A 22,068-nucleotide genomic window follows, 5' to 3' on the forward strand; every position below is an offset into this window, starting at 1 on the left:
TAAGTTTTCGCTAATGCCTTTCCGTTTGGAACATCAGATAAAACCATTGTTATAGTATTTTTTGATAATTTTTCAAAAGCAATCGAGGTTTTTTTGAATTCTCGACCTTCTGTTGATATAAATTTAGAATTAATTAATTTAAATTGACCGTATTTTTCTATAAAATTTTCATGAGCACTTCCACTTCTATAGTTAACAATATTTTCTAATTCTGTTTCTTCTCACTTATTTACAAACCCTTCAAACCTAATTTTAGGAACTAAATCATCCTTATCTGCAAACATTTTTTGCAATAATTCTTTTTTAACATTTTCGAGTTTTTTAATTTTTAAATTTTGCATTGAAATTTGATCATCGATATTTATAAAAATTTTGGATATTTCTTTTTGTTCATTAATGTCTTTACTTATTTTTAGATAAATATTTTTAATATCTGAATTATGTATATGTTTAACAGATGTTCCTTTAATTAATGGGATTAATTTTTGTTTATTATAATTTATATTAAGAGAAAGAAATGAACCTAATAATATACTTTTATTTGGTCTAATAATATTAACATCACCACCAATTAAAACATCTTTTTCTAAAACACTTGATGCTCTTGCTAAACCAGTTGGTGTAGTATCAGAAGCAGGTATTAAAACATCTCCATATTTACTAAAAATTGAATTATTTTTTATTGATTTAGTTTTATGAATAACTTCTTTTATGACCATTCCATAATCAGTGTATAAACTACCATAATGTATACATTTTACAAATCCATATTTTTTTACTTCTTCAAGGCTAAGTCCTTTACCGTTTAAAAATTCACAATAATCTTTTAAACATATTTTTTCTCACTCACTATCAAACCCTTCAAACCTAATCTCTGGCTTTAAAAACTTACTCATAACACTCCTTAAACATAATTAATTTAATTATATTATTTTGATTAAAAACTAAAAAGAAAAAGTGCATTTTGCACTTTTTTCATTAAATTTTTAGTTTTCTCAATTCAGAGTACTTGGATGTAAAGGATTATTATTTATCTTAACATCTTTGATTTTACCATTTTTCACATAAACAATTTTATCAGCTATGTTAGCAATATGAGGATTATGAGTAACCATAACAATAGTGGTATTGTATTTTTTGTTAATATCAAAAAGATAAGATAATACTAAACTTGTGGTTTGTTCATCTAAGGCTGCTGTCGGTTCATCAGCAAAGATAATTTCAGAGTTTTTAGCAAGAGCTCTTAAAATCGAAATCCTTTGTTGTTGTCCTCCGGACATTTGTGAAGGATATTTATCTTTAATTTCTTCTAATCCAAATTCTTTAAATAAATCATCTATATTTAATTTTTTTGCTGGATCTTTTTGTAAATACCCACCAGTTTTAACATTATCAAAACCGTTTAGATTTTGAAGTAAATTATAGTTTTGGAAGATAAAACTAATATGTGCTCTTCTAAACAAGGTAAGTTTATTATCACTTAAATAAGGTAAGTTAGTATCACACACTATAACGTTTCCACGAGAAGGTCTATCAAGTCCACTGATTAAGTTTAAAAGTGTACTTTTTCCACCACCAGACTTACCAAAGATCATAACAAATTCACCTTTTTTAATTTCAAGTGAAACATTTTTTAAAACTCTTGAAACTATGTTTCCTGATAAATAATATTTACTTACTCCTTGAACTTCAATAATATTTCCTTCACTATTCGTTTTGTTAAAAAACTCATCTTTAGGTCTTTTTTTATTCGATGCTTTTCTTAATTTACGAGCAATGTAACTATCAACTTGTAATCTATTAGAATTATCTTCAGAATCAAGGATTTCAAAAACATTTTTTTTATTAATTTTAGCGCTACCTTTACCTTTTGCAACAACAGTAACTTCTTCAACTGGTTTTTGTTCAGGTGTTTCAGAATCTTTTATTAATTCATCTTTAATATTATTTTGTTTTTGCATTTTATTTACCTTTCAATAAGTCAATAGCTTTTATTTTGTTTATATTAAATCAAGCAAGCGCTGTTGTAACTATAAATACACCAAACACAACAGATACAGTTGAAATAAATGTCACAAAATTAATTGTTAATGGTACAGATATTGATGCTGACGCTGTTAAGAACGCATTAAACAATAACATAAATCCGAATGCAATTGGCAATGCAATCAATAGTGAAATGATAATAAATGGCACATAAATACCAAAGAACATTTTGATTTTTTCTTTATTGGTATAACCAAGAATTGACCATATTGCTATGTTCTTTTCGTTTTCATTAACTAAAATTGTTGAAATAATTATTAATATAATTATTGAAACAAGGAAACTTAAAATAGTCACAATTGTCACAATTGTTTGCACTGTATTTGCAATTGATAATGTAAATCCTACTTCAATACTTTTTGATTCAAGAGTATAAGCAAGCGGAATATGCATCTGGTTTTCAAAAATATCAGCTAATTTATTAATATATGCATCTGGAACGTTTCTTGCATTATTATAAATATCTCTAAAATCATCTTTATTAGGATTGTAATCTTTTTCTAAGAATTTAGCTACTTCTTCATTTGAATAGCCTAAACGAATTAATAATCCGGGTGTTTTAAGGTTTTGTACTGTTTCTTGTGAACCAAATAAAGCGTCAAAGAAATCTTTTTTATCTTTATCTGATGTATTTGAAATATTAAATTTATCAATTGATCCACCATAACCTGAAACTGAATACAATCCAGTAGCATTAATTAATTGTTTTGGTATTTCATTTTGTGAAAATAGACCATTAAATTTATATTTTTCTTTATCAAAATCTGCTGGTAATTTATCTTTAAATTTAGCAACTTTTTCTTCAACAATTTCATCAATACCTGTTAAGAAATCAGCGGCTTTTTTAGGAATAATAAATTCATTATTAATAAATGTTTGATTAATACCAACTACAATAAATTCATACTCTTTGTTTATTTTTTGATTAATATCTTCTTGCTTAGAACTATTTCCGAGTTCTTTTTCAAGATTAAGAGAAAATCTATCGACGTGATTTTTAACTTTTAATTTAAATGTTGAATTATTAAATAATTTAAACTTATCTGAAACAACTTTGTTAATAACAATTGGAATTGGCTTGTTTAAATCAAAATTATTTGCTTCAAATTGATTATTGATTTTTTCAAGTAAGTTTTCTCCATTATTTTCAATTTTAATTTGTGCAGAATCCTTTTGGTATCCGTAAAGTCTGATTTTTTCATTTTTATATTCAGAATCTACATAAGTGTATTTTTCATCTTCACCAGGTTCAAATAATAAAGTATTAAATGAAACAAAGAAATCAGCTGCATCAATATCATTTTTAATTTCTTTATAACCATTAATTAAAAACTCTCTATATTCATTTCTAAATTCTGTTGTAGAAATGATTTTGTGTAAATATTTACCTTCTTCATCGTTTCATTCGAGTCTGTAAAATCTACCATTTTTGACATCGTTAATATCTGGAATATATTGGAAAAATGCACGTAAACCATTTTCATAAGTTTTGTTTAAGTCAACAAAATTACTATTTTCCTCAAAAATTAATCCTTTTTGAGTTTTCATCAATGCATTTCCAACTATATCACGAGTTTTTAAAACTCTTGCTTTTTGTGTATCTGGTAAACTGTTAAACACAAGTGAAAACGGATCAATTGAAATAACATCCGATGTTATGTTAATACTTACTGAAAATTGAGTAATAACGTGTCCATTAAATGGATTTGGATTACCGTTTGCTCCATCCACATTAATAGCAGATGAATAACCAGAAGAGAAATAGTCACTTTGATATTTATTATACTCAGATAAAGAACCTACAGGTACATAAATATCATCAATTAAGTTATCTAATGAATAAGTATTAATTGGCCCACCTTGTCTTGTGGGCGAAGTTAAATCAAATTTATAGTTAAAGTTTCTATTTTTATATGTATTATCAATTGTTTTTTGGAACACACCAAATGTTGCAAAACCAAAAACAGTTGTAACACTGGCTAAAACTACTGAAATTCCAAATGAAAATAGTTTTCAAAAACTGTTAAAGACAAGGGAAGAACTAAATTTAGTTTTAATATTTGCTTTTTCAAAAAGTTTTTGATATTTAAAGTATAAGTTATTAGTTTTAACTTCTGTTATACCTGACATTAAGTCAATAGATTTAAATCTTAATGCTCTCAGTGCTATTGCTACAATAAGCACAACCATTCCTGCCAAAGGCACAAGTAAGTTTATAGCAAATGAGATAAATGAAAAATTAAGTGTTTCAACTGGTACTGTTCAATAGTTTTGTAATATTTTTACACCTACACCTTGAAGTAAAAATCCAGTTGTATAACCTAAAATCCCACCAACTAAGATTGTAAATAAACCAAATACAGATAATGAAAGTGAAATTTGTAATGGTGTATAACCTTGTGCAATTAAAATACCAATAACTTTATTTTTACCAGCAATATACCTTTTGATGATAAAAATAATAGATATAGCTACTAAACTAACTAAAATTATAAGTAAAACATTTGAAACTTTTTGTACAGAATTTGTAAGATTTTCAACAATAGAAACTCTTAAACTTCTTTCAGGGTTAATTGGATCTAATTCAGTACTTAAATATACTCTTTGTAGTTTTAATGGATCATTTGTTTTTTGTAAAATATATTCATTTAAATTATTTTTATATTCAGTTAATTCTTTTTCTGTTTTATTTGCATAATTAACTGTTAGATACTCTTTAACAAGAGTTCCTAAATATGCTTGTTTTATTCTATCAAAACCATTTTGATTAACATAGATGATAGCTTGATCATTTGTGTTAACTTGAAGATTTGCTTCATCAATTACTGGATAAAAGTAATCATATGAAATATCATCACCGATAATAATATATTTAGATTCATTAACTGAAATTAAATATTTATCTGGTAAAGATTTAATTAATCTTAAAACTTCAATTGGATTATTAGGTATAGCACCTGCATAAATCTCTTTATTATTGTTTTTTAAAAATGCATAATTAACTTTTGCAACATATGAAGCTGGTTGATTAAAGTTTAAAACATTATCTCAGACAGTATATGATGTAACAGAGTCTAAAATACCTATTAATACTTCATAAAGGTCTAATCCAAAAAATTGATAATCTTCTTTGTTTAATTCAACTTTTTCTTTTAAGTTACTAAATACGTTTTCATCAATCGCTAATGATTTATTTACTTCACTTTCAACATTAGGTAAGAAAGTTTTTTCAGTAAATAAAGAATTAATAAATTGAATACCTTTTTCTTTATTTGTGACTAAATCTTCAAAATTAATTATTTTATCTTTAATTAAATAAGCAATATTTGAGTTTGTTATTGAATCATCTCCAACGTTATTTGTATCTGCAAAATATCATAAAACAACTTGTGGATTCTGTCTTAATAATACAGGATTTAAAATTACATCTGAAATACCTAGTCTTTCAATCGAAACACTATTAAAATCATTTGTTAAAATAAAGTTAATTTCATTAAAATATTTTTGGAAATTAGCATTTGTTGCATAAAGTTCAATTAATGAATTAACAACTGTTGATAATATATTTTTATATTTTAGAGTAATGTTTTTGAAATTTATATCATCATCAGAAAAACCTAAGTATTTTTGTGCTGAAGCAATATAAGCAATATTTTGTGTTAATATAAATTTGTTATTTAAAATAAAATTAACAATTTGATCTTTATTTTCAAATTTATTAATAAAATCATTTAATTCTTTTTTAACAAATTGATTATTTTTGTATTCAAAGAAATATTCAGCCATTTTATCTGGATTTGCTAATGAACGAGATATACCAAAATTAGTTTTATTATAACTAGCGATATTTAACGCTGCTGGTTGGAATAATTCAAACGAATTAAATTCATTTATTACAAATTCAGAGTTAATAAATTTAAGTAATTCGTCTGCAAAAAATATTTTACTACTAAAATCTACACCTTGCTCAGAGAATAGTTTAAATCATACCTTTAAAATAGGATATAAACTTTTAAAATAATCATAATTATTTTCATCTACTTTGATTAGTTTAGAAAACAATGTATTTATAAGATTTCAAAATGTATTTAACTTATTTTGATCTGGTTTGAATTTAAAATATTCACTTGCTAAAAATCCAAATTTATTTTTAATATCTTCTTTATAAATATCATTTGGGTCGTTTTTTAATACATTAACTATATCTTTTCAAGATTTAATTGTTTCATTATTTTTTGGATCAAAAATAATATCATTACTTGTTCATTTAAAAAACTTCAAAGCAATATCTTTTTCATTTCTTGTTAGTTCATTAAAAACTATTTTGTCATTATTTTCATACTTTTTAATAAATTGTTCTATTTTGTCAAAATAACTTTCTGTTGTATCAAGAACATTAAAATTGCTAAAAAATTCTAATAAATCAAAGAAGTCTAATTTGTTCTCATCAGAAGCAGGAACAGATAAAAATTCATTTTCATTAATTTCAATATGTCTTCCTAAAGAAGAAATGTTGAAAATCTCAATTATTTTTTCTTTAATAATTTGACTTGATCCTGGTGTATTAAAAAATGCTTTTAAAACAGCAAATTCAATATCGGTATTTGATAAAGAATTGATAATTGTATGTCTTGTTATTTTTTGAGCTGAGTTTGTTAATAATGATTTTTCATCAGTTGTAAAACTATGTGTTTGAGATTTTAGACTACTTTTTAATTCCTTAATAAATACATCAACATCAAATATTTCGATTAAAAATTTAACCCCATTTATAACATTACTATAACTTTCGCTTGAGTTAGGATGTGCATCAATTAATACTAAAATTTTTCTTAGTGGTTCAGGGATGGTTTTTAAAATAAAACTTAATGGATTATCTGGTGAATTGAAATCTAATAATAAATCTTTGTCTAAATTGTCTATTATTCTAATTAAAGTTGATTTTAGATTCTTTTGATCAATTGATTCAAGTAATCAAATAACAATATCAAATAAACTTAGTTTTCTTTGATATTCAACTCCATCTACAATTTCTTTTTTGTTATATTTATTTAAAAAGAAATTGTTAACTTTATTTGTAAAACTAATAAAATCAACATTTTTAATAAATTGAGTGATTATTTCTAATAAACCAACTATATCTTTTGATGCATTTAAAATATTTTTAATTTCTGATGCGGTTGATATTTTTGTTCTTGTTAAAACTTCAACAAAATTAAAAACATTAATAATATTTTTTGCTAAATATTCTTTTCTTTCTTCTTCACTTGGTTTAGTTTTCACCAATGAAATAATATTTTCTAAGAAGTCAACTATTAATTTTTTGAAATGATCATTATTGTTATTTTGAGTCATAAAATAAATCAAATCAAAAATCATTTTAGGTAAGATATTAAGATTAAAATTACCTGTCGCAAATACCTTTGCAAAATTATTTTCTTGAATTGAATAATCTGCGGCTTTAATGAAAGAGATTAAAACATCTTGTTTAATAAAACCTTTTTTATATAGGTCAGAGTTAAAGAAATTCTTTTCTAATAAACTTAGAGCTAGTTTTAAATTACTTTCTGTTAAAGCTTGATTTAAAATATCATTTGACGGTGCTCTAAAAATAAATGGAACATAAAGTAAATTCTTGTAAGTTAATGATTGTTCTGCTCAACCTTCTTCACCAACTTCAACTTTTAATGTTAAATTATTTTTAAACAATCAAGTTTCAAAAGAAGCAGAATCTGTTCTTTTAAAAAGTGAGTTTTTTAATCCTTCAATATAATAATTTTTTCAACCTTGGATTTGAGAATTATTATCATATTCTGGTTTAACAACAATTATTTCATCTGTATTTTTAATAAATAAACCAATTTCTGCAAATTTATTATATTCTTCTTTAGATAAATTTTCTTTTGGTAAATAATGAGCAAGTTTTATAACTTTACCGTTTTGATAAAAATCTGTTTCTTTTGTTACTTCATCTATTATTGAAACTTTATTAAACTCAAAATCTAGTTTAATATATTTAGGATCAGGGAAAACGTTAAATAAAACATTTTGAATAATAATATTTGATATAAATGGTGATATTTGATGACTTAAAAAGAATTTACTTAGGTTTATTTCTTTATCATTTAAACTACTTTTTATATCTCTATTTATAAGTAAGTTTAAATTATTTTTTATTCCTTGAATTGAATTTTGGTCATCACCTACATTAACAAAATGATAAACTTTCTTTTCTTTTTCATCTGAAAAAGAATCGATAGTAATTGATTGTCTTATACCAATATTTTCTTGACCAACTTTTTCTTCTATATTTTGATAAATTTCTTTTTTTATAACACTTAAAGCACCCGCCTTAATTTTGTTGAATACTTTTTGAACTCAATCCTTATCAACTATTTGATTATATTGTGAAGTTGTTATTTTTTTAAGATTTTCAATTTCTTGAATTGTTTTAGTGTCTTGATAATTGTATTTTTCAAAATTGACATCAGGTTGTTCTATTTTGTTTTCAGGTGAAAAAATTAATTTAACTTTTGAAATTTCATCTTGTTGTAAAACTAAATTTGTTTTATTTAAAATTTCTGGTTGACCTTCAACTATTTCACTGTTTTCATTTGAAACAAAAGGGATTGAAAAATTTACTATTTCTTTATTTCAGTATGAAAAGTCTTGATATTCTTTTGGTAATACACCATTATTTTCAGAAATAAGATTTTCCATAAATGTTTTGTAAGAACCAGATCATTTTTCTTTAAAATCATTTATAAAAGTTGATTCATAATGTAATCTTTCATAATATGTTTTATCATAAGAAATGATAGCTCATTCTGATGGTATTGTGTAATTTATTTCTTTTTCAAAGTTAAAAACTTCTTTTTTATTAAATGTTGCTTCTTCCTTAAAAATATCTGAATAATTAAGAGTATTATTTAAACTTTTTTGAAGAAAATCATTTATTTTATCAGTCTCTTCTATATTTATTAAAATAGGATTAATTGTATTATCTCTTTTATAAACCAAATCTCTATCGTTTAAAGTGTTAAACCCTAATAAATTTACTATTTTAAGAGAATCTAATTTATATCCAATACCGTCTTTTTCTCAATTATGTCCTTTTAAAACATCAAAAGTTAACTCATTAGTTTCAACATTAACAAAAAGTGCAGATACCCGCGAAAAGAAAACATCTTTTTCTTCATCATTTGTTATATAAACAATATCTCTTAATAAATACTCTTTATCAAGGGTGAAAACTTTATTTTTATTAACTTTAACTTCGATATGTGATTCTTCATATTGATTATTATTATTTTTTGTATAAAGAGTAAACTTTTTATTATTTTTTAATTTAAAGTATTTTTTTTGTTGTGAAAAATCTAATGATAAAAAACTATTTTCAGGAGATTCTGGATCATATGTATTATATAAGTTTATAAAGTCTGAAATTTTAATGTATTTATTTGCATATTCATTTTTAGAATTTAAAAATGTATTAATAGGAACATATTTATCTTTAATATTATCGGTTAAAATTTTATTTTTTTTCTTAATTAATTCATTTGTTTCATATTTAATTGGTTTATTATATGTTGATATACCTTGTTCTCTACTTAAACCATTAATAAAATAACCATTATTATATGTATCACCTTGAATAGGTAAATTGTAATCAACTGTAAGGTTATGTGACTTTGAAAGTTTTTTATAATCATCTCTTTGTTTTGACATAGATTTAGCAGTATCATGTAATACCGTAAAAACGCCAGAAGTAATAAAAACTAACAAAGTTAATCCTGCAAGAACAACCTTGTTTTTAAAAAGTGAACGTCAGACTTCTTTAAATAAATTCCACATTTTTCTCCTATAAAATTAAAAATATAAAAATATTTTAGTATTATATTAAATTTTTACATTTTAAAAAAAGACTAAATATATAATTCAAATTGTCTTATTTTTCTGCTTGGTTTATATATATATATATATATAATATTTTTGAAGGAGCTTTTATGAAAAACAAATCTAATGATCAAAGATCAAATGTAAAAAACCCTAATAATGTTTCTTACAAACAAAACAATGACAATAGATCAAATCAAATGAATCCAATAATTCAAAAACTAAATAAATAATTATTTATAAAATAGCTATATTTATCTATTTAAACAACTTTATACGTTCTATATTAATATAATTTATCTAATATACAAAGTATAAACACCTTTAAATCTATATATTTAGAGTTTTTTTGTTGTTTAATATAAATGATAAATATAGTTTGAGAAAACTATATTTTTTTATTAATATAATTAAGGGGGCCTTTTATGGACATTAACAAACAAAACGCACAAAAACTTTGAAAAGAAAGATACGGAAATAAAAAAGTAATTCGTGACTATACAAGATATGAAATACATTTCGATCAATACGGTACCGAAACTGAATTTGGTTGAGATGTAGATCATATTATCCCACTTTCAAGAAATGGAAGTGGTAGAAAAACAAACCTTGTCATTTGTCACCATCTCACAAATAACGAAAAAGAAAATAAAACTTCGTGATGAGCTACATTAGAAAATGGTGATGAAGTTAGACTTCAAGTTACAAAAGGTAAAATAAAAAACCAAGATACAGATGAAATACTTTATGATTCAAGATGATATAACTAATAGTTTTATTAATAATAAAGTAAGTCCCACTGTAAAAAAACTCAATAAAGTTTTTGGGATTTTATTGACAATTAATTTATTTTTATTATTTTTAATAATACTCGAAGGTCTTGTTTTAAGTCTTGATATATATGATCCAAAAAGAGTATATTTTGAATTTAAATGACCAGACATTAAAACTTTTCACAATATAAACAGTGCGCTTAGCGATGTTTATAAAATTAATGATTATTATAATAATCCTATACACATTTTTATTGCTTTGAGATATATTATAGGGGTTTGAATTTTATTTTTTATTTTCATAACTCTTTATCTCTTAAATTGAGTTGCTGCAGTTGTTTTATCATTAATAATTTTATATTTCAGACTATGTGAAAGGAATAATATTGAAGAAGTTGAAAATAAATATCCACATACACGATATATAGTTTTACAAATATTTTTTGTATTTTTATCATTTATTCCAGTTACTTTTTTAATTATAGGATATTTTCTATTAGTTTTAAACAAAGTTAGAGAAGGTAAAAATAATCATAGTTTCTTGATTTTTGAAACAAAAAAATTCACTTTATCAAAAGAATTAATGGTAAAAATATTTGCTTTTACTTTCTTATTTACAATTTTTTGTTTTTTAGTAAGTGCTGGTACATATATAGGATTTAGTAAGAAAGTTTATTTTAATAATATGACTTTTGCTGAAACTATAAATATGATAAACACAATGGTTATATTCGTTACTTTTGGTATTGTATCATTCTTTTTTGTTTCATTTTTGACACTATATTACCATTTACAAGATACTTGAAATAAAAATAAATATAAATCAAGATGATTTATCGCTTTGCAAATACTTTTAGTGATAAGTTTTCCTTGAATTTTACTAATGTTAATTTGATATTCATTCCTTTTAATAGTTTATAGTGCACATAATAAAAAATACAAAACAATAATAAATAATGAAGAAGAACTAATGGAAGCAACTGAGGATGAAAATCCAAAAAAAATAATTGAAGAAGTTAAATTTAATCAAAATATTGATAACAAGAAAAGAAATTCTGATGCTTTAAGCATTTTATTTAAAAAATAAAGGAGAAATATGAAATCTTCAAAAGATAGAACAGTTCTAATATTACTATCTATTTTCTTAGGTGGTTTAGGAGTTGACAGATTTTATGCAGGAAGAGTAGGTTTAGGTATTTTAAAACTACTAACCTTTGGCGGATCTGGAATATGATATTTAATCGACATCATTTTAGCTGTAACAGGTAAAATGAAAGATTCAAAAGGTAATTATATTCAAAACTAATATAAAAACAGAAATTTTATATTTCTGTTTTTTTGTCGCTTTCTTCTGGTTTTGCTTCAATAATTTCTTCAGTAGAAGCAATTAGTTCATCTAAATCATAAACAATTTCTTGTTTTTTTCTTGTTCTTGATTTTCTTCTGGAAGTTTATTGTTTTTAACAATATAATTAATTTCTTCAGCTATAATTGTTTCTTTTTTGAGTAGTAAAGTTTTAATAAGTTCTAGTAAATCTTTGTTTTCTTTAATAACTTTTAAAGCAAGTTCTTTTGCTTCTGTAATTATTTTTCTAATTTCAAGATCTATTTCATGACTAATTTGATTTGAAATTGATGAACTTGTTGCAAGAGTTTTTCCTAAAAATGGACTACCAGATTCATCATAATATTTAATTGGACCTAAGTCACTCATACCAAATTCTGTAACCATTCTTCTTGCAATAGAAGTAGCTTTATTAATATCATCGGAAGCACCGGTTGAAATTCTATTTTCACCATAAATAATTTCTTCAGCTGCTCTACCACCCATAAAACTTGCAATAGAAGCTAATAGTTCTTCTTTTGTATAATTATACTTTTCTTGCTCAGGCATCATTAAATTATAACCACCTGCTTGTCCTCTTGGAATAATTGTTATTTTTTGAACTTTATTTCCTCCTGGAACTTTTATACCAACAACGGCATGCCCTGCTTCATGATAAGCAACCATTGTTAATTCTTCTTGTGTAATTGTTCTAGATTTTTTAGCTGGACCAGACATAACTCTATCAATAGCTTCATCAATAATTTCAAGAGTTATAACTGATGAGTTTTCACGAACTGTTAATAAAACTGATTCATTAATAACATTTTCAAGTTGAGCACCAGAAAAACCAGGTGTTCTTTTTGCTATATTACTAAATTCAACATTAGAAGCAAATCTTTTTCCTTTAGCATGAAGTTTAAGAATTTCTTCTCTTTCTTTAACATCAGGTAACCCAACAGTGATAACTCTATCAAAACGACCCGGTCTTGTTAGCGCAGGATCTAAAACGTCTGTTCTGTTTGTAGCTGCTACAAAAAGTAATCCTGAATTTTCTTTAATACCATCCATTTCAACAAGAAGTTGATTTAATGTTTGTTCACGTTCATCATGACCACCACCAATACCACTACCTCTTGTTCTACCAATAGCATCTAATTCATCAATAAAAATAATTGCTGGAGAATGTTTTCTTGCTTCTGCAATAACTTGTCTAACTCTTTTGGCCCCCATACCTACAAATAATTCAACAAAATTCGAAGCAGAAACAAAGAAAAATGGAACTTCTGCTTCACCCGCTGTTGCTTTTGCAAGAAGTGTTTTTCCTGTCCCTGGCGGACCACCAAGTAAAATACCTCTTGGCATTCTTGCACCTGCATTTTCATATTTTTTAGGATTTTTAAGATAATCAACTATTTCTCTTATTTCTTCAATTGGTTCTTTATTTCCTGCAATATCAGAAAACTTTTTATCCGATTTAACTATTTGTGCTGGATTTTTGTCTCCTAACATTCCACCAGATTGTCCATTCATCATTTTAGATTGTGCTCTAAATATGATATATAAGAAAAGAATGAAAATTATTGTTGGGAATAAAGAAATAAAGAATGATAAGAAAACATTATCTTTTGGTTGTGGCGCTGTTTCATAAATACCCATTTCAGATGCACTTCTTAATGCTTTATCAATAAATGGATAAACATCATTACTAAATGAATTATTTAAAATACCAAAAGGTGCATTTGTAACAAATGTTAATGTGGTATCACCATTTACAAATATTCCTGTAATGTTGTTTGCATATGTATTAACTGATATATTTTTAAAATAAATTGCATCATTGGTATCTTCACTAGCAAATTTTATATTGCTTATTAATTGACTTAATTTTATTTCGGTAAAACTTTGTTTTTGACCAATTGTTAATCATAAAACAATAGCAATTATTAAAGCTATAATTACACCAATAATTATATATTTTTTATAATTTTTAATCATTTTCCTCCTTTTTAATATTTTATATTATACTTTATTATTAATCAAATTTCCTTTTTTCTTATAAAGATAAATAGAATTTGATAATTTAAATTTTTGTGTTCTGTTTTTAGATAAAATAAACTTAATTATGTTATCTATTTTTTTACTTGATAAATTAATACCATCAAAAAAAGTATTGATATAATGATAAACTAATTCTTTTTGATGATTAAGTTCAAGAAAAAAATCTTGATTGAAGTTGTTTTTTTGCCAATCTTCATATTCCTTATTAATTTTTTTAGATTTATAAATTAAAAAAATGTTTTTTAATCTTGTTTTTCAATAAAAATAAAATTTAAAAATTTTCTTTTTTGAATTTTTCAACCTTATTTCATTACGATTATATTTGGGTTCATTATTTGTGTAATCAACATAAAAAGGTATTCCTAAATCAACACATTTTTTAAAAATAGTATCTTTTCAATATTTATATAATAAAGGCCTTTCAATATTCATTCCATATAAATAATTATTTTTCTTTATTCCATAAAACATTGTATATTTTTTGGATTTGTGTTGCATAATAGATGTTTCAATAAAATCATCTTTATTATGAGCTATTAAGATCTTGTTGCATTGTTCTTGATCATAAATTTGTTTGAAAAATACATATCTTTGTTCACGAGCTCATTTTTGAAAATTACCAGATGTATAATCACTTTTTTGTTTTTCAAGTAAATAAAATTTTATGTTATAAAGTTTACAAAATTCTCTAACAATTTTTACATCATTGTAGCTGTCTTGTCTTTGATTATAATTTACTGTTGCAACAACTATGTTTTTATCTTTATACAAATTTAATAAAAACATACTATCTGGACCACCACTAACAGCAATCAATATTTTATTTTGGTTCATTATTTCTTCTTTGATTATATTTGTTCATAACAATTTTGACATCATTGTAAACAAATGATAAAGATGCATCTGCTGCTTCATCTAAAATTGGTATAAGTTTATTAAAACTTTCTTTTGAAAACTTACCTAAAACAAAGTCTCTTAATTCACCTAAAAATTCTTCTCTAATACCAATTTTAATTCTTTTAAAATTGGTATCACCACCAAATGAGTTAATAACACTTTTAACACCGTTATGACTACCACCAGAACCACCAACTTTAAGGTTACTTTGTCCTAAATCAAGATCTTTTTCATCATGGATAATTAAAATATCTGAAATATCAATTTTATAAAAATCGGCTACTTCTTTAATAAATACACCTGATAAGTTCATATATGTAAAGGGCTTAGCTAAAATAAAATCATCTGTTTTGACAAATTCGCCATTAAACTTGCTTTTTTGAAATTTTAATCCTGTTTTTTTTGCTATTATGTCAGCAACCAGAAAACCTACATTGTGTCTTGTGTATTTATAAGCTTCTCCAGGATTACCTAATCCAACTATTAACTTCATTTTAACTCCTTAAGAAATTCTTTGATATTAGTGAAAATAACTTCTTCTTTTTTAAATTCTTCTAAAAATATATGTGAGAAAAAGTTTTCAATATTTGCTATTATTGTTAATTTATTTTTCGCTCTTGACACTGCTGTATAAACAAGTTTTTTAGACAACATCGTTTTGTGAGAATTATCTATCATAAATAAAACTGATTTAGCTTCTGAACCCTGGAATTTATGAACTGAAATCGTATATGCTAAACTTAATTCAGACCTTGCTTCATCTTTTGTATATTTTATATAATTAAAATCACTTTTTTGCGAACTATATCTAACAACTATATATTCTTTTTTATCAATAAATTCAACAGAATCAATAAAACCTATATCCCCATTTGAAACATTTTGTTCATTTCTGTTTACAAGTTGCACTACTTTATCACCAATTCTTAAATGGTCTTTGGGATTATTTTGATTATAAACAAATACAATTTTTCCGTTGGGATTATATAAATCTTGAAAAATTTTATTTAACTTATCAATTCCTAAATCACCCAAGTATTTAGGACTTAAAATAATTGTTTCTTCAATACCAAATTTTTGTACTGATTTTTCGAATGTTTTATTTAATAAATCATCACGTTTCTTTTTAGTTAATTTACTATCAAAAAAAACAAAATCAAGACCTTTAGTGTTTAATAAAGAATCATGTTTATCAATTAACATTTTTTCATAAACTTCTTCTTTTGGTAAGTTATCATTTGAGTAAGAATCTTTTATATCATTAACATAACAATAATCATCAAATTCGTTTTTTAATTCTTTACTATATACATAAACATTGTTAATTAATTTTGAATATTCATGAATATTTGAACTATTTCCTGATCTAAAATTATTTGTAAGTGTTGTAAACGTGAAATAATTGGATTCATAAAATTCTCTCAACATATCCCCGGGACCAATTGTTGGTAATTGATCTATATCGCCTACAATTACTAGTTTCTTGAGATTTTCACACATATTTAATAATTTATTAAATATGTTTACATTTACCATACTAAACTCATCGATAATTATAGTTTGGATACCTTCAAAATCTGATGGTGATTTTGTTGAAGTATCATCATCATCTTTTATCCCTAAAAAACTATGGATTGTTCTTGCTTTTGTAGAACCTTTTAACATTAAGTTTGTTGCTGCTCTACCTGTTGGTGTTAGAATAACAAAATCCTCATTATTTTTTTGTTTATTTTTTATTAAGGTCTTATAAATATGATCAATTGTTAAACTTTTTCCAGTTCCTGGGCCACCTACAATAAAAGATATGTTTTTAGATAAAAAATTATTATAAGCAATTCTTTGCTCATCAGACAGTTTATCAATATCTTTTTTGACTAAAGTTTTAAAAATTTTGGGTTGACTCTTTGTTAAAAATAAAAGTTTTTCAATAATGTTTTTCTCTTTTAAGTATGTTTCATATAAACAAAACATTTTTAGAGAATATTTATAATTAGGATTAATATTGTAATAAAGTATTAATTCGTTATTATTTACCATTTCTTGTAAAACATTATCTAAAATATGGCTAAATTCTATTTCATTCGAAGTGATTTCATTTAGATATGTTTCTTGAACATATTGAGAGTGCATAAACAAATTGTTTAATCTTAACCTTCTTAAAATATCATCATAATTTATGTAAGTTGAATTATTATTCTCTAAATCTTTTAAAGTAAGTTTAACATAATTTTTAACTCTTATTTTATTAAATTTATCAACACCTAATCACATTGCAAATTTATCAACATTGTTAAAATCTTGTTTGTCAACTGAATACAAATCATAAATTTTTTCAGGAAGTTTTAAATAGATCTCTTGAAAATCGAAGGTTCCATTATGTTTGGTTTTTAAAAATTCATAGAAGTTTTGTAAATTGTTTGGATAAAAATATTGATTATTTTTCTTTAGCAGTTCTGGATCATTATTAAAAGAATTAATTATTTTTGTTATTTTTTCGTAATTTTTATCATAGTATTTTTTAATGTTTTCGAATTGTTCTTGTTTAATAAAATCATAGTGTGTATTTTGAGTTGTTTCTAAATTTAAAATCTTAAAAAAATCGATAATTCCTGCATTTGTTATTTTAGAAACAGAAGTTTTACCTATTTTTGGTATTTTTAACAAAATGTCTTCTAATTCTTTTGTTGGATTTATCTCCTCTATAACAGGTATAAAACTTATTAGTGTATAAGTATTATTTTTACCATTATATGGTTTTTTGTATACTTTGACTTCAACTTTTTCAAAAAGTTTAGGTCTTTGATTAGTTGAATATAAAACAATTTCTTTTGCGTTTTCAACCCTAAATAAACAAAGTGCATATGGCGAACCTGAATCACCTTTTATAAATCTTGTGATCTTTCCTTGAAAATAAAAAACTTCAAAACCATTAAAAAATTCTTTTTCTTGACTCATAATATTTAATTATAAAATATTATTTTTTTATTAAAATCTTTATTTTTATTTGTTAATAAAAAGTGAATAAATTGTTAATTATTTGTTGTTAAAATGTTTGTAAAATAGTTATTTTTATATGTAAAAAACTTACTTATTTATATATTTAAATGTATAATTTTATTTATGAATATTCTAGGAGAAAAAGATTTTTTACAATATGATGATTTAAATAATGAATTAAAAAATTTGTTAAGAAGAAAAATTGAAGATAATATGGTTTTTCAAACTTTTTTTAAAGATTTTTTAATAAAAGATATTAAAAATAATGTTATTTATTTTGGCTCAAAAAATGAAATAAAACAAAGTGATAAAACTTTTATTAAAAATCATTTTTCAGATATTTTAAATGATATTGTTAATACTTTAAAAAATGGTCATTCATGGGATTTTGAAGAAACTAGAATAAAAAAACCTTTGTTTTCTAAAAAAACAAATGATAATGTTATCAAAAAAGAAAATACAAAAAATGATGTTATCAAACTACAAAATGTTGCTGATTTTGAAATAGAATTAAAAGATAATATAAAAAAAGAAATTGTTTTTGATGTTATATTACGTAGTAAATATAATAAAGAAACTTATGATATATGTAAAATGGTATCAGAAGGAAGTAGTGATATTAAACTATTAATAATTTCTGGTGAATCCGGTCTAGGTAAAACTTATTTTTTACACGCTCTTGGTAACTCTTTAATTAAAAATAATAAAAAAGGTATTTATATTGATCCAAGTTTTTTTACAAGACAAATTTCAGAATTAATAAAACAGAATGATAATAATAAAATATTAAGTTTTTTGAATAAAATTATTAATTTAGATTTTGTTATTTTTGATGATTTTCACGTTTTTGGTGAAGGTAATAAAAAACAAACTAAGAACTTTGTTAAGCAAATTATTGATGAAAGAATAAATAATAATAAATTAGTAGTTATTTCAAGTAACCTAAGAACGTATGAATTTGAAAAAATATTTGATAACACAATTTATTCAAGATTACAAACTGGATTTAACACAATTATTAAAAAACCACAAGATATTGATTTTATAAACTTTTTAGATTTTTATCTAAAACAAAAGGAATTCGATCATAAATTACTAAGTAAAGAAGCAAAAAGTTTTGTTATTTCTTATAAAAATTCTATAACTGGCCTTATTGGTGTTTCTTGAAAAATAGCTCATTACAAAAATAAATTTTTGGAAAACCAAGACTCACTTGAAGTAGTTCAAAAGATTTTAAATGAAGAAATAAAAAAGGATAGAAATATAACTAATGACAGAATTTTAAAAACTGTATCAAGTTATTATAAAATAAGTTTAAGAGAAATTTTGGGTAAAACAAGAAGAAAAGATATTGTTATAGCAAGACATGTTTGTTTTTATTTGTTAGATGATATTTTAAATTTATCACCTACTGAGATCGGAAGAATTTTAAATAAAGATCATTCAACTGTTATTGTTGCTCTTAAAAAAATTAAAGACGGAACTGATAATTCAAGTTCAATTATTCTTGCTGGAAACAGAATAAAAAAAGACTTATAAACATATTTAAGAAATTTATTCACAATAAAAAATTTGTTAATAAATTATAAAAACATTATTTTTTGACTGTTTTTTTGTTAAAAAAATAACTTTTTTATACTTATTAACATATTAACAATTTATATTTAATTTACTATTGGAGAAATTATGAAATTTATTATTAATAAAAAAATTATAGAAGAAACTGTTGATTTTTTATCAACTTTTGTTGATAGCAATGATGCTTTTTTACCTTTTAGAAGTATTTATATTTCACTAAATGAATATGAACTTACTCTTATGACAGCTAATTCAAATTCTGCCGCTAAAAAAGTTATAAAAGTAGATGAAAAAGATTTAAAAATTGATCAAGTAGGTAAAACTTTATTAAATATTAGTATACTTAAGAATATTTTAAAGAAATTTGATAATGAAGTAACTTTTAGTATGAACAGTCAAGGTATTGATATTTTTGAAAACAAAACAAGATATACTTTAACAACTTCTGATGTTTCTGGTTTTGATTCTTTAGATTTTTCGACAGGAAATAATATTTACGAAATAAATTCACAAGAATTTTATAAAAAACTAAATAATGTTTATGTTGCTTGTGGAATAAGAAATGATAAAAGCAATAGTTCATTAACAAATAATTTAATAACAAAAACAATAAACTTAACATCAGAAAGTAATGGTATTAGATTTGTTGCAACAGATACATTCAGATTAGCAACAGATTTTTTAGAATTAGATATAAATGAAAAAATTAATATAAATCTTGATGCAAAGAATATTAAAAAAATTATTACAAAAGAATTACCAGAAAAAGTTCAATTTTATATAAAAGAAGACAAAGTTGGTTTGGTTTATGATAATACGGTTGTTTATACAAATATTATTAAATTTAGTTATGTTGATATAAGTCCTTTTTTAAATATGTCAAATGAACAAATTGTAAAAATAAAGAAAAACGAAGTTTTAAAAATATTAAATAAAACAATTTTTTATAGTACCGAAAAAATGAATAAAATCCAATTCTCAATTAGTAATTCGGAAATAAAATCTAAATATGAAATTCCTGAAATAGGTGTTTCGGATTTCTTTACAAATAATTTTGAATACTCTGGTAAAACAATTGATATTGATGTTGATTACACTTTTATAAAAGACGCTGTTGGTACATTTGAAACTGAAGAACTTATTTTTAATATTTCATATAAATTGGACAAAATTTATATAACTTCAGAAAATGAAAAAAATCTTTTACACATAATTACACCATTTAGAAGATATTAATGAAAATCACATTAAAAAGTGAATATATCAAATTATCTCAATTTCTTAAGTTAATAAAAGCCGTTGATACAGGTGGTCAAACAGTTTTTTTTCTTCAAAAAAATGAAGTAACTATAAACGGAAATAAACCAGAAGGTAAATCTTCTAAAATAAGACAAGGTGATATTGTTTGAGTTAATGATAAAGCATATTTAATAGAATAAACTATATTTATATATAGTTTTTTTATATATAATTTATACAATATGATAAAAAAAATAAATAATAATAAGTTTTTAACAAATAGATTAATCCCCGGTCTTTTTTTTGTAATTTTTATAATCCTTTTTATATTTATTAATAGATTTATTTTGTATGATTTTAACTTTTATACAAATGTCGACAAAACTGTTTTTTACATTTTAAAAACAATAAGTTTTTCAATTTTATCAGGTGTCTTTATATGGATTTTTTATGAATTATGTAATGTTTTTTACAAAAATAAAAAATTAGCAATTATTAATGCTATTTTGTTAAATATTACTGTTTTTGCTGGTGTAAAATTACCACAAGATATATTTTTTAATTACAATAATTTTTTATTTCAATACAAAAGTGTTGGTTTATTAAGTGAATATTTATGAAAAGATTATGTTTTTTATATATTAATAACAGTTAATTGAATTTATTATTTAACAACTAAGTATATATATTTAAAAAGAAATATTGTTGTTGACGATTTTATTACACAATCTCTTGTTTTCTTTTTAACTTTTACTATATTAGTTATATTTTTAAAAAGTTTTCTTTTTTTCTTGGTTATTTCTAACGGAATACAATATATTTTATTATGTTTTTTAGTAGCTACTATTAGTGATACAAGCGGGTATATAGGTGGTAAGTTTTTTGGTGGTAAATTTTTTGAAAAAAAATTAGCACCACAAATAAGTCCTAAAAAAACATGAGAAGGTTTTTTGTTTTCTTTTGTTATAACAATATTTTTTATTATTAGTTTTGTATTTATATATAACACAGGAAATAAAAACGAAATAAACGATTTTGTAAATTTACTAAAAACAACAAAAAGAACAGGATTTAGTTTGTTTATTTTAATGTCTGTTTTATTTGCAGCAATTGGTGATTTATATTTTTCGTTGATAAAAAGACAATTAGGTATAAAAGATTATTCTAAATTATTAAAAGAACATGGTGGTTTATTAGATAGGTTTGATAGCATTTCATTCGTTTTCTTATTATTAAGTTTAGTTGTAATTATATAAA

Annotated in this window: 15 protein-coding genes; 8 read left to right on the forward strand and 7 right to left on the reverse strand. The window is 23.3% G+C overall.

Features of this window, described 5'->3' with window-relative positions:
* The 3 genes from BU00_RS04990 to BU00_RS0103765 form a co-directional block, all read right to left on the reverse strand.
* Window positions 1–896 (reverse strand): restriction endonuclease subunit S (locus BU00_RS04990; protein ID WP_211246803.1); only part of this gene is annotated, 896 nt, incomplete at its 3' end.
* A 90-nt stretch (window positions 897–986) separates the two neighbouring features.
* The gene (locus BU00_RS0103760) at window positions 987–1,961 is read right to left on the reverse strand and encodes an ABC transporter ATP-binding protein (protein ID WP_051521870.1); all 975 of its coding nucleotides are present in this window, start codon (window positions 1,959–1,961) and stop codon (window positions 987–989) included.
* A 1-nt stretch (window position 1,962) separates the two neighbouring features.
* A complete protein-coding gene (locus BU00_RS0103765; RefSeq protein ID WP_027121522.1) occupies window positions 1,963–9,900 on the reverse strand; it encodes an ABC transporter permease in 7,938 nt (2,645 codons plus the stop codon).
* Window positions 9,901–10,052: 152 nt separating this feature from the next.
* On the opposite strand from BU00_RS0103765, the gene BU00_RS05410 reads away from it, so the two are divergent.
* The 4 genes from BU00_RS05410 (at window position 10,053) to BU00_RS0103785 (ending at window position 12,021) form a co-directional block, all read left to right on the forward strand.
* Entirely contained in the window at window positions 10,053–10,175 is a 123-nt protein-coding gene (locus BU00_RS05410) for a hypothetical protein (RefSeq protein ID WP_281170791.1), read from the forward strand.
* Between the two features lie 192 nt (window positions 10,176–10,367).
* Entirely contained in the window at window positions 10,368–10,712 is a 345-nt protein-coding gene (locus tag BU00_RS0103775; protein WP_027121523.1) for an HNH endonuclease domain-containing protein, read from the forward strand.
* The gene (locus BU00_RS0103780) at window positions 10,678–11,802 is read left to right on the forward strand and encodes a hypothetical protein (protein WP_156926447.1); all 1,125 of its coding nucleotides are present in this window, start codon (window positions 10,678–10,680) and stop codon (window positions 11,800–11,802) included. Before BU00_RS0103775 ends, BU00_RS0103780 begins: the two co-directional genes overlap by 35 nt.
* Before the next feature lie 9 nt (window positions 11,803–11,811).
* Entirely contained in the window at window positions 11,812–12,021 is a 210-nt protein-coding gene (locus tag BU00_RS0103785) for a TM2 domain-containing protein (RefSeq protein WP_027121525.1), read from the forward strand.
* Between the two features lie 90 nt (window positions 12,022–12,111).
* On the opposite strand, the gene ftsH is transcribed toward BU00_RS0103785, so the two are convergent.
* The 4 genes from ftsH to BU00_RS0103805 are packed head-to-tail and all read right to left on the reverse strand — an operon-like array spanning window position 12,112 to window position 17,952.
* Entirely contained in the window at window positions 12,112–14,037 is a 1,926-nt protein-coding gene (gene ftsH, locus BU00_RS04795) for an ATP-dependent zinc metalloprotease FtsH (protein ID WP_156926448.1), read from the reverse strand.
* A gap of 24 nt (window positions 14,038–14,061) precedes the next feature.
* A complete protein-coding gene (gene tilS, locus BU00_RS0103795; protein ID WP_027121526.1) occupies window positions 14,062–14,934 on the reverse strand; it encodes a tRNA lysidine(34) synthetase TilS in 873 nt (290 codons plus the stop codon).
* Window positions 14,921–15,490 carry an aminoacyl-tRNA hydrolase gene (gene pth / locus BU00_RS0103800; protein WP_027121527.1) on the reverse strand — a complete coding sequence of 190 codons (570 nt, stop codon included), beginning with the start codon at window positions 15,488–15,490 and terminating at the stop codon, window positions 14,921–14,923. Before pth ends, tilS begins: the two co-directional genes overlap by 14 nt.
* A complete protein-coding gene (locus tag BU00_RS0103805; protein WP_027121528.1) occupies window positions 15,481–17,952 on the reverse strand; it encodes an ATP-dependent DNA helicase in 2,472 nt (823 codons plus the stop codon). The genes pth and BU00_RS0103805 overlap by 10 nt, the downstream gene beginning before the upstream one ends.
* A gap of 165 nt (window positions 17,953–18,117) precedes the next feature.
* Here BU00_RS0103805 and BU00_RS0103810 point away from each other — a divergent pair, with 165 nt between their 5' ends.
* The 4 genes from BU00_RS0103810 (at window position 18,118) to BU00_RS0103825 (ending at window position 22,067) form a co-directional block, all read left to right on the forward strand.
* Window positions 18,118–19,533, forward strand: a complete 1,416-nt coding sequence (locus BU00_RS0103810; RefSeq protein ID WP_027121529.1) for a helix-turn-helix domain-containing protein — start codon at window positions 18,118–18,120, stop codon at window positions 19,531–19,533.
* A 147-nt stretch (window positions 19,534–19,680) separates the two neighbouring features.
* Window positions 19,681–20,808 carry a beta clamp domain-containing protein gene (locus tag BU00_RS0103815; RefSeq protein WP_027121530.1) on the forward strand — a complete coding sequence of 376 codons (1,128 nt, stop codon included), beginning with the start codon at window positions 19,681–19,683 and terminating at the stop codon, window positions 20,806–20,808.
* On the forward strand, window positions 20,808–21,011 hold the full coding sequence (locus tag BU00_RS0103820) for an RNA-binding S4 domain-containing protein (RefSeq protein ID WP_027121531.1): 204 nt from the start codon (window positions 20,808–20,810) through the stop codon (window positions 21,009–21,011). Before BU00_RS0103815 ends, BU00_RS0103820 begins: the two co-directional genes overlap by 1 nt.
* 42 nt (window positions 21,012–21,053) lie before the next feature.
* Window positions 21,054–22,067: a phosphatidate cytidylyltransferase gene (locus BU00_RS0103825; protein ID WP_051521871.1), complete on the forward strand. Its 1,014-nt coding sequence runs from the start codon at window positions 21,054–21,056 to the stop codon at window positions 22,065–22,067.
* Window position 22,068 lies beyond the last annotated feature (1 nt).

The organism is Mycoplasma leonicaptivi ATCC 49890 (assembly GCF_000622205.1).
Lineage (GTDB): Bacteria > Bacillota_I > Bacilli_A > Mycoplasmatales > Metamycoplasmataceae > Mycoplasmopsis > Mycoplasmopsis leonicaptivi.